Origin of the sequence: Streptomyces sp. NBC_00539 (assembly GCF_036346105.1) — a bacterium.
Taxonomy (GTDB): Bacteria; Actinomycetota; Actinomycetes; order Streptomycetales; family Streptomycetaceae; genus Streptomyces.
Map to the genome: position 1 here is coordinate 6,765,753 of NZ_CP107811.1, position 15,703 is coordinate 6,781,455.

General features: G+C 71.3%; 13 protein-coding genes. 6 read left to right on the plus strand and 7 right to left on the minus strand.

Annotated features, from left to right (window positions below):
• Positions 1-33: 33 nt before the first annotated feature.
• The 3 genes from OG861_RS30795 to OG861_RS30805 all read left to right on the plus strand — a co-directional run bounded on the left by OG861_RS30795 (position 34) and on the right by OG861_RS30805 (position 5,716).
• Entirely contained in the window at positions 34-3,114 is a 3,081-nt protein-coding gene (locus OG861_RS30795; protein WP_329191896.1) for a patatin-like phospholipase family protein, read from the plus strand.
• A gap of 440 nt (positions 3,115-3,554) precedes the next feature.
• A complete protein-coding gene (locus OG861_RS30800; protein ID WP_329191894.1) occupies positions 3,555-4,580 on the plus strand; it encodes an alpha/beta hydrolase in 1,026 nt (341 codons plus the stop codon).
• Positions 4,581-4,675: 95 nt separating this feature from the next.
• Positions 4,676-5,716 carry a polysaccharide deacetylase family protein gene (locus tag OG861_RS30805; protein WP_329201942.1) on the plus strand — a complete coding sequence of 347 codons (1,041 nt, stop codon included), beginning with the start codon at positions 4,676-4,678 and terminating at the stop codon, positions 5,714-5,716.
• On the opposite strand, the gene OG861_RS30810 is transcribed toward OG861_RS30805, so the two are convergent.
• Positions 5,704-5,826, minus strand: a complete 123-nt coding sequence (locus OG861_RS30810; protein WP_329191892.1) for a hypothetical protein — start codon at positions 5,824-5,826, stop codon at positions 5,704-5,706. The genes OG861_RS30805 and OG861_RS30810 overlap by 13 nt on opposite strands.
• Positions 5,827-6,191: 365 nt before the next feature.
• Here OG861_RS30810 and OG861_RS30815 point away from each other — a divergent pair, with 365 nt between their 5' ends.
• Both OG861_RS30815 and OG861_RS30820 read left to right on the plus strand, forming a co-directional pair.
• Positions 6,192-7,142, plus strand: coding sequence for a hypothetical protein (locus OG861_RS30815; protein WP_329191891.1), 951 nt, complete (start codon positions 6,192-6,194; stop codon positions 7,140-7,142).
• A 118-nt stretch (positions 7,143-7,260) separates the two neighbouring features.
• Positions 7,261-8,733, plus strand: a complete 1,473-nt coding sequence (locus OG861_RS30820; RefSeq protein WP_329191890.1) for a glutamate--cysteine ligase — start codon at positions 7,261-7,263, stop codon at positions 8,731-8,733.
• Positions 8,734-8,752: 19 nt separating this feature from the next.
• Here the strand turns inward: OG861_RS30820 and OG861_RS30825 are convergent, their stop codons facing one another.
• The 5 genes from OG861_RS30825 to OG861_RS30845 form a co-directional block, all read right to left on the minus strand.
• Positions 8,753-9,628: a hypothetical protein gene (locus OG861_RS30825; RefSeq protein WP_329191888.1), complete on the minus strand. Its 876-nt coding sequence runs from the start codon at positions 9,626-9,628 to the stop codon at positions 8,753-8,755.
• 161 nt (positions 9,629-9,789) lie between these two features.
• The gene (locus tag OG861_RS30830; RefSeq protein ID WP_329191887.1) at positions 9,790-10,653 is read right to left on the minus strand and encodes a class I SAM-dependent methyltransferase; all 864 of its coding nucleotides are present in this window, start codon (positions 10,651-10,653) and stop codon (positions 9,790-9,792) included.
• Positions 10,654-10,764: 111 nt separating this feature from the next.
• Complete coding sequence (gene fusA / locus OG861_RS30835) at positions 10,765-12,876, minus strand: elongation factor G (RefSeq protein ID WP_329191886.1); 2,112 nt, start codon at positions 12,874-12,876, stop codon at positions 10,765-10,767.
• Positions 12,877-13,422: 546 nt separating this feature from the next.
• Positions 13,423-13,794, minus strand: a complete 372-nt coding sequence (locus OG861_RS30840) for a MerR family transcriptional regulator (RefSeq protein WP_329201940.1) — start codon at positions 13,792-13,794, stop codon at positions 13,423-13,425.
• Between the two features lie 26 nt (positions 13,795-13,820).
• The gene (locus tag OG861_RS30845) at positions 13,821-14,585 is read right to left on the minus strand and encodes an SDR family NAD(P)-dependent oxidoreductase (protein WP_329191884.1); all 765 of its coding nucleotides are present in this window, start codon (positions 14,583-14,585) and stop codon (positions 13,821-13,823) included.
• 311 nt (positions 14,586-14,896) lie between these two features.
• Between OG861_RS30845 and OG861_RS30850 the strand changes: the two genes are divergently transcribed.
• Positions 14,897-15,193, plus strand: a complete 297-nt coding sequence (locus OG861_RS30850) for a YkvA family protein (RefSeq protein WP_329191882.1) — start codon at positions 14,897-14,899, stop codon at positions 15,191-15,193.
• Between the two features lie 98 nt (positions 15,194-15,291).
• Here OG861_RS30850 and OG861_RS30855 read toward each other — a convergent pair whose 3' ends face one another.
• Positions 15,292-15,507 carry a DUF6243 family protein gene (locus OG861_RS30855; protein ID WP_329191880.1) on the minus strand — a complete coding sequence of 72 codons (216 nt, stop codon included), beginning with the start codon at positions 15,505-15,507 and terminating at the stop codon, positions 15,292-15,294.
• Positions 15,508-15,703: the final 196 nt, after the last annotated feature.

Below are 15,703 nucleotides of genomic sequence, written 5' to 3' on the forward strand. Positions count from 1 at the left end.
CGCGGATCGCGTTCAGGTGACTACTTTGCCTGCATGCCGAGTGCTCAGACGCCGTTGAAGCTGCGAGACGTTCCGCGCTGGGCGGTGGGGTTGTGTCTGTTCGGGCTTGCCGCCGGTCTCTTCATGATCCTCTGGTACGGGGCAGATCCGCCGTTCCGGGCCAGACCCTCAGCGGACGGCGAACTGCTGCTGCAGTTCGCGGCGACGGCGGATACGGCCCGCGCCATCGTGAAGGACGGAGGCGGGTCCAAGCTCTTCCAGGACGGCCTCGTGCTGGACTGGCGCTGGTTCATCCCCGGATACGGCGCGGCCCTCGCCGGGGCTTTCGGGCTGGGGCATCTGCTCCTGTACCGGAAGTCCACCCGCCTGTGGGCCTGGCGCGCGCTCCTTCTCACCCCTGTCGCGCTGGCGGCGGACTGCGTGGAGAACATCTTCCTCTGGAAGGCCCTGGACCGGATCAAGGCCGCCCCGGACGGTCCTGCACTGCCCTGGGTCGGCGTCTTGCGGACGGCCGCGGAGCGTGATCTGGAGCGGGACCTGCAGTGGGCGACCTACTTCGCCCAAGTGAAGTGGGCGCTCGTCATCCCGCTGGTGGCAGCGGCCGCGCTGATCGTCGTCACCCTCTACTGCCGTCGTGTGCAGGACCCCTCCTTCATGGAAAGCGCGCGGGAGAACCATCCCCGTCCCGTCGTCGCCCACACCGATCGGCCTGCCGACGAGACGGAGTGCCAGCGGAGCCACCCCGACGTGATCCTTCCGCCCGCCGCGCCCCACGACTGGGAGCCCCTGCCCGAGTGGACCGCCCCCGACCCGGCACGACCACACCAGGCCCCGGCTCAGGACCCCGACGGCAGCACGGTCACCCGCTGGCGCACGCGTGCGTACCAGCCGCCGGACCGAAAGCCCGCGGAGCTCGGCTTCTGCGTTTCCGGCGGCGGTATCCGGTCGGCCTCGATCACCCTGGGCGCGCTGCAGGCGCTGCGCGGGCAACTGCTCAAGGCGGACTACCTGGTGGCGGTGTCCGGAGGCGGGTACACAGCCGGAGCCCTGCAATTGGCCCTGACCGGTGCCCGGCTCAAGGACGCGGAGGGGAACCCTTCGGTGCGGCCCGGCCTTGCCGAGCCCGCCGACGCGTTCGCGCCGGGCAGTCCCGAGGAGGACCACATCCGCCGCCACGCCAAGTACCTGGCTGATACGCCCAAGGAGAGGATGCACGCCGCGGGGGCGGTGCTGCGGGGCATGGCCGTTTCCTTCGGCATGCTGGCGCTGGTCTTCACCGTGGTGGGACAGTTCCTGAACGCGTTCTACTCGCACCTTCCGCTGACCGACCTGCACCGCTTCATGCCGCAGGTGAAGGAGTTCCCGTCGACGTGTGAAGTTCCGGACGTCTCGAAGTGTCCCGTGGTACCAGAGGTGTTCCTGCCGTCCTTCCAGCTGTATCCGCACGCCTGGCACCCGGTTCTCGCCCTGTTCGGCCTGGCAGGTCTGCTGTCCGTGGGAGCCGCATTCGTGGGGGCGCGGAACATGAGGTCCCGCCCCGCCTGGCTGCGCGGCATCGTGAACTCGATCGTGGCGATGGCCCTGGCGGTCGCCCTCATCTCCATCGTCCTCCCGGCAGTGATCTGGTTCTTCGCCTGGCTCGCGCACGAGCAGGGGGTGGTCTACAACGACGGCAGGGGGCTGTCGCTGCTCGCCGCGCTCACGGCGGCGGCGACTGCGGTCGGCACCTGGTTCACCGTCGTCCACAAGACGGTGAAGGAGTTGCAGCCGGACGGGGAAAAGGCGGGCATGTTCGGCAAGGGCGGTCCGTCCCTCGTGGTTCAGGTCGGCACCGGCTGGGTGAAGATGCTGGTGTGCTGGCTGGTGCTGCTCCTGGTCGTGTTCTTCTACCTCGCCCTCATGTCCTGGGTCGCCGTTTACGCCGGTAGCTGGGACACCTGGTGGAAGGCCGGGATCCCGATCGCCCTGTTCGTGCTGTCGTTCGTGATCGACCAGACCACCTTCAGCCTGCACCCCTTCTACCGACAACGTCTGGCGGGTGCCTTCTCCGTGCGGCGCGCGGTGTTGAAGGACGGCTCGGTGGGCGCGCTTCCGTACGATTACAACCACGAGCCGACCCCGCTGGACCCCTACGCGGAGCGGGTGCAGGGCTTTCCCCGGGTCATCTTCGCCGCCTCGGCCGCCATCTCGCTGCGCAATCGCACCGCCCCCGGGCGCCCCGCCGTGCCCTTCACCTTCGCCTCCGACTACTGCGGTGGCCCCGACACGGGCTGGGTCCGCACCGAGACCCTGCAGAACACGGCGCCCGCCCTGATCGGACGCGACCTGACCGTACAGTCCGCCGTCGCCGTGTCAGGAGCGGCCTTCGCCTCCGCGATGGGCACTCAGACGATGTTCATGGAGCGGCTGCTCGCCCTGTCCAACGTGCGGCTGGGCACCTGGATCCCCAACCCGCTGTACCTCGCGGAACTGGCGAAGTACGGGCCCTGCCGGCTCATGCCGCGGCTGCCACGGGTACGGCGGCTGCGCTACCAACTGCAGGAACTGGTGGGCTGGTACTCGGATACGACTCCCTTGCTGCTGTGCACGGACGGCGGGCACTTCGACAATCTCGGTCTGGTCGAGATGCTCCGGCTCCGCTGCCGGACGATCTACGTCATCGACTCCTCAGGGGATTCGCCGCCACTGGCCACCACCCTCGCGCAGGCGGTCACGCTCGCCTACGAAGACCTCGGAGTGAAGATCACCTTCGAGGTCGCGGGGCAGAACCTGCTGGACCTGGTACCCGGCAGCGCCGAACCGCTCCAGCCCGAGACGCCGATGGCCGCGCTGAACGCCCGGTTCTCCGCCACCAGCGTGGTGCGCGGCACGATCGAGTATCCCGAGCCGGTCGAGTTCTCGCCCGGCACGCCGGCCGACACAATGGGGACGATCATCTTCGCGAAGGCCAGTCTGACCCCCGACATGCCGTACGAACTGCTCAGTTACGCCCTCAGGGAGAAGGCCTTTCCCCACCAGGCCACCTTCGACCAGTGGTTCGACCATGCCCAGTTCGACGCCTACCGGGAGCTCGGGCACCACATCGGCACCAAGGCCGCGGGCAGCGCGTCCTGACCGCAGGCGACCGGCGGAAGGTACCGGACGCCGCGGGCCTCCTCCCCGGCCCGCACGCGGTGGCCGGCCCAGGTCACCTCCGCAACCAGGTGGTGACGGCGGACCCCCTGGGGAAGCACAAGTGCGCCGACAGCGCGTCGCGGGCGACAGGCGACCTGGTTGCGCCGACGTCCGTAGCCGTGAGCCCCCTGCGCGGTGACCTCGGCGGACGGGGCGGCGTGGCTGCTTGTCCCGATGCGGGTGCCGTGCGTGTCATGGGTCCCGTCCCGTGAACGCCCGGCCGCGTGAGGGAAGGGCCCCGCCGCTCCCTCGCCCGGGAGCGGCTACGAGCATCGGCGCTTCGCACACCCGGCGCAGGGCGTGGGTTTCGCCGCATTCGGACCGCCGGGCACCGGCCGGGGACGGCGGGACGAACGAACGCTGCCGACGGTGAGGGAACCATGGTCAAATTTCCCACGCGCCGCTCCCTGCTCACCGCCGGGACCGGCGGATCGCTCGCGGCCGTAGCCGCGGCCTTCCTGCTCCGGGGCCGCCCCGGGGAGCCGGTCCCGGAGCCGTCCTCCACCCAGCCCGCAGCGTCCGCCTCCGGGACCGGTTCGCTGCGCACCGACCTGACCGCGCACAGCCGGCTACTCGGCCGGAACGTCCCGTACAGCCTCTACCTGCCCGCGGCGGTGAGCTCCGTGCTTAGGCGCGGTGGGCAGGACGGCGGGCTCCCGGTCGTGTTCCTGCTGCACGGAGTGAGCGGTAAGCACACCGACTGGGTCTCCAAGGGCGGCATCGTGGCGACCCTGGAACGGGCCATCGCGGCGGGCCGGATCCCGGCGTGCGCCCTCGTCATGCCCGATGCCCGGCGCGACCCGGGCGAGCCCGGGGGAGGCCAGGACGAGACGTTCTACATCAACGACGCCGGATCCGGCCCCGGCGTCCTGCGCTACGAGGACATGTTCATCGAGGAGTTCGTCCCGACCGTCGAAAAGGCCCACGGGCTGGGAGGCCGGGCGGAGAACAGGTCCGTGGCCGGGCTCTCCATAGGGGGCTACGGCGCCCTGTGGTACGCCCTGCGGTACCCGGGTCTGTTCAGCGCCGCCGCCGGGCTGAGCACGGCACACTTCACCGACGAGGGCTACCGCGCCATGCCGATGAAGGAGTGGAACCGCTTCTTCGGCCATGCCTTCGGCAGAGACCGGGCCGGATCCGCCCGGCTGACGGACCGCTTCATGAACTACAACCTGGCCGCCGTCATCCGGCGCACCGCGCCCGCGCGGCTCCGGCACACTCGCTGGTACCTCGGTTGCGGGACCGAAGACACCAACTTCCTGCCGGGAACCGGAGACCTGCGCACCGCCTTCGCGGCCCGCGGAGTGACCCCCGAGGCAGTCCTCCAGCCGGGCGTCCACGGCTGGTCCTACTGGAGCGTCGCGGCGGAGCCGATGCTGGACTTCCTGGGGAGGCAGTTCTCTTGACCCCGGACCGGGCCCGTAGCCTTGCTACTGTCGGCCCTGTGAGGGCTTCCCGCCATCTCCTACGGTCGTTGACCGGCCTCGCCGCGGCCTTTGCCATGGGCGCCTGTGGCTCCGCGCAGCCGGGTCCGGTTCCCAGCGCCAAGACCTCTCCTGCCTCCGCCGGCGCTTCACGGCCGGTCCGGAGCGCGACGCCATCACCGGCTTCCGTACGGCCGGTACCCGTCGACTGTCGCAGGATCCACTGCGTCGCCCTGACGTTCGATGCGGGCCCGGGCCCCGACACGGCGCGCCTGCTGGACGTCCTCAGGGCGAAGGGCGTCAACGCGACGTTCTTCCTCCTGGGAAAGAACACTCTGGCCCGTCCGGCACTCGTACGACGAGAGGCCTCCGAGGGGCATGAACTGGCCAACCACACCTGGACACACAAACACCTGACTGAAGCCTCCGCAGAAGAGATCCGCCACGAGCTCGTCCTTCTCCAAGAACGAGTCAAGGAACTCACCGGCCGCACGCCCACCTTGATGCGCCCGCCTCAGGGACTGACCAACTCGCGTGTCGCCGAGGTCTGCCGCTCCCTCGGCCTCGCACAGATCCTGTGGACCGTCACGGCGAAGGACTACCGCGACCACGACCCCGAGGTCATCACGAGTCGCGTCCTCCAAGGCGCCGGCACTCGGCCCCACGGCGGACCATCGACGACTTCCTGCTGCGCTTCGGCACCGCGCAGGGCGGGTCACCGATCCGGGCGGGTTCTTCGACAACGGCGGGCAACAGTGGTTGCGCGACCCGGACGGGCTCCGGGCGCCCGAACACGACAGGGGCGAGAGGCGGGTGGGTGGCGGCGATGTCGCCGTCGCGCCGGCCCGGCAAGAACCAGCCGAGCACTGCGACAAGTGAGCATCTCCGGCGCTGCGGCGGACTACCCGGTTCCTGACGGTGCGCCGTGGCCACGGCGCACCCGTCGATTCGGCCGACTGCCGCCCGAAATGGCGTGGTCGTCCTCGGCCGGGCAGCGTGGTGCGCCCACGCCCCTTCGCCCCGGAGGTACGCCGATGCCCCAGAAGGCAGCCGCGGTGCCGGGTCCGCCGAAGTCCGGGCCACCTCTGTCACGGTCCGGGGCCGCTCAGGCGACCTGATGCGGCTGGGGGCCGTCGCCGCCGGGTACGCCGTCGTCCAGCTTTTCCTCGTCGTACCGGGGACCGGCCTGGGGTGGGACGAGACGGTGTACGTCAGCCAGGTGTCCCATGCCTCTCCGGCCGCGTTCTTCAGCGCCCCACGCGCCCGCGGAATCACCTACTTGGTCGCCCCGGTCGCCGCGGTCACCTCCTCCGTGCCGGTACTACGGGTCTACCTGGCGGTTCTGGCGGCAGCGGGACTCCTGCTCTCCCTGTGGGTGTGGAGGCGGCTGTTTCCCACCCCCGTGCTCGCTCTGGCGGGCGGCCTGTTCGCGGGGCTGTGGATCACCGTCTTCTACGGTCCCCAGGCCATGCCGAACCTCTGGGTAGCCTTCGGGGCGCTCTTCACCGTCGGGTGCTTCCTGCGGGCCGCCCGCAATCCGAGGACCGCCTCGCGCTGGCCGGCGTCGCCTCGGGGGTGGCATTCGCCGCACTCATGCGTCCCGATGACGCGGTGTGGCTGGTCATACCTCTGCTCTGCGCCGCGTTGGCCGTTCCGCCTTGGCGGCGGGCCGCCCTCGCGGCGGTCCTGGTTGCCGGCCTCGTCGTGGGCGGCGCGGAATGGGCAATCGAGGCCCACCTTCGCTATGGCGGCCTCCTGCCCAGGCTCCGAAGGGCGAGTGAGATCCAAGGCGGTCTGGGCTGGAACCCGGCGTTCGCCGACCAGATGCGCTCGCTTGGCGGCCGGACCCTGTGTCGTCCGTGCGATGGGCCGTTGTCCCGGCCTTACCCGGCCCTGTGGTGGTTCGCCGTGCCACCGCTGACCGCGGGCGCGCTCTTCGCGGCCTACCGCAAGGGAAGGGTGCAGCTGGTCGCCGTACCCACTGCGGTCGCGCTGTTCCTCGCCCTGCCGTACCTCCTGATGATCGGATATGCGGCTCCCCGCTTCCTGCTGCCCGCATACGCGCTGCTCGCCATCCCGGTCGCCCTGTGCCTGACACAACTGATCGCCGCGTGCCGAACCCGCCCGCTCGCCCTGAGCGCGCTCTGCGCCGCCCTGGCCGCCCATCTGGCGCTGCAGTTCACGATCGCTGGTGGTGCAGCGGCCCGCAGCCGCGCCGACCGGGTGGCATTCACCGCAGTCGCCGGCGAACTACGCCGCTTGGGCGTGCGCCCGCCATGCATCCTCAGCGGCGCAGAGGCGGTCCGTGCCGCGTTCGCCACCGGATGCGCTGCCCGTCAGGTGTACGGGGGCCACGACGGCAGCATCACCGCCGACGGGCTCATCTCCCTGGCGCGGACCCGGCCGACGGCAGTGCTTGTGTCAGGAGACCTTCCACCGCCGCATTGGGCCCGCAACTGGCGCCCCCACCCGCTGCCCGACCTGCCGGACCAGCCCGGTTACCGCGCATATCTGGCACCATCGACGCACCCGGAGCATTTTTGATCACGTCACCCCAGCCTCATTCCCGCCGCCGCGGGCGCTGCCGCCTGCGGCGTGCGACGCTGGAGGGAGAACGCCCACGAGCACCCGGACCCGAGCGCCGGGGGACGCGGGAGGTCCGATGGGACGGGATGTCCCGGCGTTGATGTTCACCCGGGAGGACCGGCGCCGCTACCGGGAAAAGACGCAGTCCTGCCTCGACGCGTTCGCCCGCATGCTGCGCGAGGCCCGCTTCGATTACGAGCGGCCCCAGGTCGGCCTCGAGATCGAGCTCAACCTGGTCGACGGCTCGGGCGAGCCGGCCATGTGCAACAGCGATGTTCTCGCCGCCATCGCAGACCCCGCCTGGTCGACAGAGCTGGGCCGCTTCAACCTGGAGATTAACCTTCCGCCCCGGCGGCTGGCCGACGGCGGTCCTGACGCCTGGGAGCGTGAGATCCGTGACGCGCTCAATCACGCCGAGGAACGGGCCGCGACGGTCGGCGCCCACCTCGTCATGATCGGCATCCTGCCGACGCTCCAGCAGAAGGACGTGGGAGGGCACGCCCTCTCGGAGAACCCGCGCTACCAACTCCTGAATGAGCAGGTGTTCGCGGCCCGCGGCGAGGACCTGCGGATCGCGATCGACGGGGTCGAAAGGTTGCGGGCGTACGCCGACACGATCACCCCCGAGGCGGCCTGCACCAGCGTCCAGTTCCATCTCCAGGTCGCCCCCGACGACTTCGCCCCCTACTGGAACGCGGCGCAGGCCATCGCCGGGATCCAGGTCGCCCTCGCCGCCAACGCGCCCTTCCTGTTCGGCAAGGAGCTGTGGCGCGAGACCCGTATCCCGCTGTTCGAGCAGGCCACCGACACCCGTCCCGAGGAGATCAAGGTGCAGGGCGTACGGCCCAGGGTGTGGTTCGGGGAGCGCTGGATCACCAGCGTGTTCGACCTCTTCGAGGAGAACCAGCGCTACTTCCCCGCGCTGCTGCCCCTCTGCGAGGACGAGGACCCGCACGCCACCCTCGAAGCGGGGAACGTGCCCGAGCTGGCAGAACTGAGCCTGCACAACGGAACCATCTACCGGTGGAACCGGCCCGTTTACGCCGTCGCCCACGGCAAACCGCACCTGCGCGTGGAGAACCGGGTGCTGCCGGCCGGCCCGACCGTGGCCGACATCCTCGCCAACGGCGCCTTCTACTTCGGCCTGACTCGGGCGCTGGTCGAAGAGGAGCGCCCGGTGTGGTCCCGCATGTCCTTCTCCGCCGCGGAGGAGAACCTGCACCTCGCCGCCCGGCACGGCATAGACGCCTCGCTCTACTGGCCGGGCATGGGCGAGGTCCCGGCCGCCGAACTCGTCCTGCGCCGGCTGCTGCCGCTTGCGCACCGGGGCCTGGAAGCCACGGGCATGGACGACGTGTGGCGCGAACAACTGCTGGGCGTGATCGAACAGCGCTGCGTGTCCGGGCGCAACGGCGCCACCTGGCAGTCGGAGATGTTCCACCACCTCGACGACAACCTGCGCCGCCACGAGTCGTTGCGTCGGATGACGTGCCAGTACATGGACTTCATGCACATGAACGCCCCGGTCCACACCTGGCCCGTCGACTGAACGGTCCTCTCGCCCGGTCTCAGCCGGTGCCCTCGTGCGCGCCGACCTTCCCCGAGACCGCGTCCTGGAGCGGGGTCATCCGGTTCACCAGCTGCTGGAAGTCGGCGGTCCGGCCGTCGGACCACTGGCCCATGGCGACCACCATGACCCGGCCGTGCCCGGTGAAGGCCTGGACCAGCCCGCTGTCCGCGGGCAGAGCCGGCAGACCCGATCCGGGAGGCGGAGCCTGAACAGCGACCTGGTAGTCGTCGAAGGCCATCGACAGCTCGGTCACCAACCTCAGAGTGTCCTGCGGGTCCTTCATCGTGAAAACGGCCATGTTGTACTGGTTGTTCCGGTCGTCCTTGTAGAGGGCGATCTGCTCGCCGACGCAGCCGGCGCTTTCCTCGATCATGGCGGCCAGCCGGCGTCCGACCCCGCCGGGCTCCGTGCAGGAGTCCATCAGGCGCGAGCCCAGCCGGGTGAAGGCGGCCCCGGAAGGACCCTTGACCTGCTCAGGGAACAATTCGACGAGCGGCATCACGGCCCGCGCGCCGGCGGTCGCGGCCGTCGTGCTCCGCGGCGATACGGCCGACGGCGGCGCGGTCGACGGCGGCGCAGTCGCCGACGCGGCGGACGTGGCCCCGGCAGGTGTGGGCGCGGCCGGAGCGGGGGCGGCGGTTCCGTTGCCCGGTGCAACCCCGGTGTACTTCAGCACGGCGAAGGCGGCCCCCGCCGCCAGCAGTGCCAGCGCCAGGTTCCGCGGCCACACGCGCCGCGTCCGGGGCGCGGGCTGCTGACCTGAGCCTCCCGTGCCCAGCCCGGCCCGGTCTGCTTCGAACCGCCGGACGAAGTCATCCCACTCGTCCGGGTCCGGGCCGCTCCGACCCGTGGGTATCTCGCTGTTGTCAGTCACCCAGGAACCCTAGTGATCAACGCGGCCCAACTGAACAGCAGCAGGTCACAGCCGTATTACTCTGCAAACTGGCAGGGGACCGACGCGCTCGCGAACGCCCGGTGTCCCGGCGCCGGAATGTGGCAGCGGCAGCGGAGCGGGCCGTACCGGGGCACGCACCGTCAGACACCTCGGCGGGCCCGCAGCACGTCCGGCGTCAGGTCGTCCTCCAGTACGAGGCCGGCCGCGGCGAGTTCCCGGCCCAGCTCCCGCCTCGGCAGCGGCCACAGGAGGAAGGACTCCCGGGCGTGGCGCAGGACCCGCCCCTGACGGCACACCAGGTAGGAGTAGTCGTAGCGGATGCGGCCGTCCTCGGCGCACTGGGTGAGCAGCCCGTGGTAGGTGTCCATGCCCAGCCGGACCTGCCCCAGCCCGCGCCGCACCGGCTGCGCGGGAACGCCCGACGGCGGCCGGTCCAGGAACAGCAGGCCGCCCGGCACCAGCAGTCCCGCCAGCACCCGCCACAGCGCGCGGCGCTCTACGGGCGGCAGACAGGGCACCAACCGCAGGCAGACGGCCAGGTCGGCGGGCCCGTCCAGCGACAGGTCGAGGGCGGAGCAGGCGTGCACCGTCACCCGTTCCCCCGCGGAACCGCCCACCGGGGGGTGCAGCCGGGACAGCAGCACGGTCCGCATCGCGGGCGAGGGTTCCACCGCGTGGACGGGTACGTGCGAAGCGCCGATCAGCACCCCGGTGACCAGGCCCGTCCCCGCGCCGACCTCGACGATCCCGAGCCGCGCGGCGGCTGCCGGAGCGGCGAGGGCGAGTGCGTGCCGGTGGTAGGCGCGGGCGTGCAACAGGTCGTAGAACTCGGCCGACACGGCGTACGCCTCACCGGGCGCCTCCCCGGAAATGCCGGGGAGCCCGGAATGGCCCGATGACCCGGGGACGCCGGGGACATCGGGGATGCCGGGGACGCCGGGGCGGCCACAGCGCTCCGGCGGCGCTTCGCGTTCGGCCGGTCGTAAGTCCACCCGTCTGTCCATCGGGCCATCATGGCCGCACGCGTCCCGCCCCACGAGCCCTCGATCCGGCCACGGAGGCCGGTCCGCGTCCCGCTCCGCCCCGGCGTCACGGGGCGGAGCGGGAGCCTCCGGCTAGCGGGTCAGCACCGCGGCGGCGACCGAAGGCGGAACCGGTGCGAGGGCCGCGGGCCGGGTGGTGAAGGTGCCGCGGCCCCGGGTCCGCCCGCGCAGCCGGGTCGCGTAGCCGAACAGCTCGGCCAGCGGCACGACCGCCGTGACCAGCGCCGTCCCCGGCCCGGACGTGGAGCCCGAGATCCGGCCGCGCCGGGCCGCGAGGTCACCGAGCACCGCGCCGACACCGTCCTCGGGCACGGTCACGGTGACCTCCACCACGGGTTCCAGCAGTTCGACGGTGCTCGCGGCCAGTGCCTCGCGCAGGGCGAACCGGCCCGCCGCACGGAACGCCGGCTCCGAGGAGTCCTTGGAGTGGGTGGCCCCGTCGGTGAGCGTGACCCGCAGCCCCGTCACCGGGTACCCGCCGAGCGGTCCTTCGGCGAGGGCGTCCCGGCAGCCGGCTTCGACTGCCCGCGCGTACTCCTGCGGCACCCGGCCACCGACGACCGTGGACCCGAACGAGAAGCCCTCGGCCTCGTCCAGCGGCTCGACGTCGATGACGACGTGCGCGAACTGGCCCGCACCGCCGTCTTGTTTGACGTGCCGGTAGACGAAGCCGGTGACGCCGCGTACGACGGTCTCCCGGTAGGAGACCTGCGGGCGCCCGACGACGACCTCCAGGCCGTGACCGCGACGGATCTTCTCCACGGCCACCTCCAGGTGGAGTTCACCCATCCCCGACAGCACGGTCTGGCCGGTCTCCGGATCAAGGCGCACCCTCAGCGAGGGGTCCTCCTCCACGAGGTGTGCCAAGGCCGCCGAGAGCCGCCCGGTGTCGCCGGTGCGGGCCGCCTCGACCGCCACCGACACCACCGGTTCGGCGACCGATGGCGGTTCGAGGACCAGTGGAGCCCCCGGCGCCGACAGGGTCGTGCCGGCCCGGGCGGCCTTCAGCCCGATCACGGCGACGATGTCGCCCGCCACCGCCTCCTCCCGTTCCTCGTGCCGGTCGGCCTGGACCCGCAGGATCCGGCCGATCCGCTCCGTACGCCCCGTAGCGGCGTCCAGTACGGACTGGCCCTTGCGCAGCGTGCCCGAGTAGACCCGTACGTAGGTGAGCCGTCCGGTCGGCGTCGCCGTCACCTTGAAGGCCAGTGCCGCGAACGGCCCGGTCGGATCGGGGGAGCGCTCCTCGGCCGGACCGCCCGCCGCACCGGTCGTGCCCCTTACCGGCGGCATGTCGGCGGGCGACGGCAGGTACGCGAGTACCGCGTCCAGCAGCGGCTCGATCCCGCGGTTGCGGTAGGCCGACCCGCACAGCACGACGACGCCCTCCCCGGCGAGCGTCAGCTCGCGCAGTGCGCGGGCCAGGGTCGGCCCGCTCAGCGCCGAAGCCGCGCAGAACTCCTCCAGGGCGTCCGCGTGCAGAGCGGCGACCGTCTCCTCGAGGAGCCGGCGGCGCCGCTGGGCCTCCTCCCGCAGTTCTTCGGGCACCGGTCCGCTCTCGTACGTGCCGTCCGTGCCCGCGCGCCCGTCCGCGTGACCGTCCGTATGCCAGTGCAGCGCGCGCATCTCCAGCAGGTCGACGACCCCGGTGAATCCGTCCTCCCGGCCGATGGGCAACTGGACCACCAGCGGTATGACGTCCAGCCGTTCGCGGAGGGAGGCGACGGCCGAGTCGAGGTCGGCGCCCGCCCGGTCGAGCTTGTTGACGAACGCGATCCGCGGCACCCCGTGCCGGTCGGCCTGCCGCCACACCGACTCGCTCTGCGGCTCGACTCCGGCGACGGCGTCGAACACCGCGACGGCGCCGTCGAGGACGCGCAGGGACCGCTCGACCTCGTCGGCGAAGTCGACGTGGCCCGGGGTGTCGATCAGGTTGACGCGGTGGCCGCCCCAACTGCAGCTCACGGCCGCGGCGAAGATGGTGATGCCGCGATCGCGTTCCTGGGCGTCGAAGTCGGTGACGGTCGTTCCGTCGTGTACCTCGCCGCGTTTGTGGATGGCGCCGGTCGCGAACAGGATGCGTTCGGTGACGGTGGTCTTGCCCGCGTCGACGTGGGCGAGGATGCCCAGATTGCGGACGGTGGCGGGGTAATGGGTGGCGAGGGGTCGCCGGTTGCTGCGCATGGCCCGGGGCCTTTCGAATGATGAGGGAACAGGCAGCGCGATTCCCGGAACTGCACACGGCACACGGCCCCGCCTCGCCCGGCCAGGCCGGCGTGAGCCGGCAGCGGGGTGCGGAGGGAGGGGCGGGAACTAGGACAGAGTCACGGGCATACGGTGGCGGCCGCGCAGCCGGCACCGGGCATCGCGAGACACCGGGATCACGTCGTACCGGGCCGGGGGAACGAAGGCGGTGGTGCGTCGCATGCACATGGCCCGGTTCCCCTTCTCTTCACTCGGCGTGGTCACGCGGTGCCCTGTCGGCAGCGCGTGGGGCGAGTGTAGTGAAGGCGCTCGCGAGCGGGCGCGGCATTTTCCGGCTTGCGCGGAGGGCGCGAGAACACGGCAGTGGACCGCAGGCGCCGGCGGGCGCCCGTAGGGGTCAACGATCATCGGCAGGTGGCCCGTGGTCCCCTTGCGTCAGGGGGTAGCCCGCGGCCCACCGCCAGGCATTTTCATCGGTAGCGCAGTGGTGTCTGGGATCGCCGGCCGCGGTGGTGCGGCCGACGGTCAGGCCACCGGGCGGATGCGGTCACCGGTTGCTTGGCGCAGCGCAGCCTGCAGTCGGTCGCGGGTCTCGGTCTGGGCGGCGATCCGTTGGTTGAGGACTGCCAACCGTTCCCACGCGATGCGCAGGCCCTTGCCCGAGGGCGGGGCGGCAGCCACGTCGCCGTCCAGGCAGGGCAGGAAAACGCGCACGTCGTCCAGGGTGAGTCCGGCGGCCAGCAGGTAGCGGATGTTGCGCACCCGCACCACCGCCCGCTCGTCGTAGACGCGGTAGCCGTTGGAGGCCCGCTCGGATGAGATCAGCCCGGCCTGCTCGTAGTGCCGCAGCGCACGGGCGCTCGTCCCAGTAGCCGTGGCCAGCTCACCGATCCGCACCCATTCCACCTCCCGGAGCACTTCTATCACGCCACGACCGCTCCGCCGTCGATCGGGAGTACCACTCCTGTGACGAACGAGGCGCCCGGTGCGGAGAGTTGGGTTATCGCCCAGGCCACCTCCTCGGGTCGGCCGATCCGGCCCAGCGGGGTGTGTGCCAGCTGCCATTCCCGCACCGCTGCCCTTCGCTCCGGGGTCAGGCCCTGATGTTCGCCGATCGGAGTGTCGATCGCGCCAGGCGCGACCGCCACGACCCGGATCCCGCGGGGCGCCAGCTCGACCGCCCAGCTGCGGGTCAGCAGTTCCAGGGCGGTTTTGGTCGCCGCGTAAATCGAGCTTCCCGGCCAGGCCCGTTGTCCCACCGACGTGCTGACGTTGACGATCACGCCGTGCGACTCCCCGAGGAGCGGCAGCATGGCCTGGGTCAGCAGGACCGGGGCGACGAGGTTGGTGGCGAACTGGGCTGTGATCGTCTCCGGCGTCAGGGTGCCGAGGGCGCCGCTGCGCACGATGCCGGCGTTGTTGACCAGCACGTCCAGCCGACCGTGCGTCTCCAGCACGGTCTGGAGGATCCGGTCGGGCCCGCCCGGAGCGGCGATGTCGGCGGCCAGCGGGGTGATCCGCTCGTGCCCGGTGGAGGTCTCCTTGAGCGGTTCGATCCTGCGTCCTACTGCGATCACGTGGGCTCCCTCGGCGGCGAAGGCGTGGGCGGTGGCCCGGCCGATGCCGGTGCCGGCCCCGGTGATGACGACGACCCTGCTGTGCGGTGCGGTGGTGTTCATGCCGGCCATCGTGCAACCTTGTCGCCAGCGGCAAGGTCAAACGCCTTCGCCCACGTGCCAGATGTGTCGAGCCGTGCGCTGGTCGGGAGTTGCCGGCCCATCACCTCCTCGAGCTGGAGCTCTCGGCCGCCGCCCGGACGCCGCCGTGCCATCTCCGGGTCCGCTCGCTGCCAACCCGGGTCGCCTCCCGCATGTGATGAGGCCAGAAGCCGCCCGGAAGGCAGAACGAGCAAGCGCACGGCGTCGGCATCGGCATCGGCATCGGCTTCGACCCCCGAGTGGCCGCGGTACGGGGGCATCCAACGGGGTATACGGCGGCAATGGACGGAAAGGTCTGGCTCACGCTGGCCGCGGTCGTCGCCGCCGCGCTCGCGCTTTACGCGGCCGTACTGCTCGTACGGGTCTTCAAGGCGCGGCGCCTGCTGCTCGACGCCGGGATCCCGCTGCGCGACAAGGCCCTCTTCTGGGTCGCCGTGCTCTACACGGTCTCGCCGGTGGACCTGATCCCGGATCCGGTGTACCTGGACGACATCGGCGTCCTGCTGCTGGCCCTGCGCTCCCTCCACGCGGCGGCGGCCCGGCTGCCCGCGTCCAAGGACACCGCACCCGAGGCGTAGAGCCGAACGGCGGGCGGGCCCCTCATACGGCGGCTGGGACCGACCGCGCGTCGCGGTCGGTCCCAGGCCCGGGTCTGCGGCGGGTGCGGCGGTGCGTGTCAGCTCTGTGCGGTGTCGCCGCTCGCCTGCTCGGTGGCCTCGGCCGTGCCTGCCTTCTCACGCATCTTGCGCACCAGCTCCGCCTTCTGGTCGGCTGCACTCTGGCGGTCGCGGTTGCGGTGGGGGCCGTTGTTCTGTCGTTCGGCGCGGGACAGCTTCTTGCGCTGGCCGCCGCCCTGGCCCACGGGGTTGTTGATGTTCTTGCTGTCGGTCACGGGTTCTCCCGGTAATGATTGAAGTGATCTACGGATTCATCGGTGGGGGACGGGCGGCGACGTCGGAGGACGTCAGCAGGGGCCCATCTCGCTCTCACTCGTGAATCGGCGCCTGGAAGAACATGACAAAGACGTTACCCGGTTCCGCCGGCCCCGCGCACCATCCTGCCCACTGGTGCGGAACACCCCGATGGGC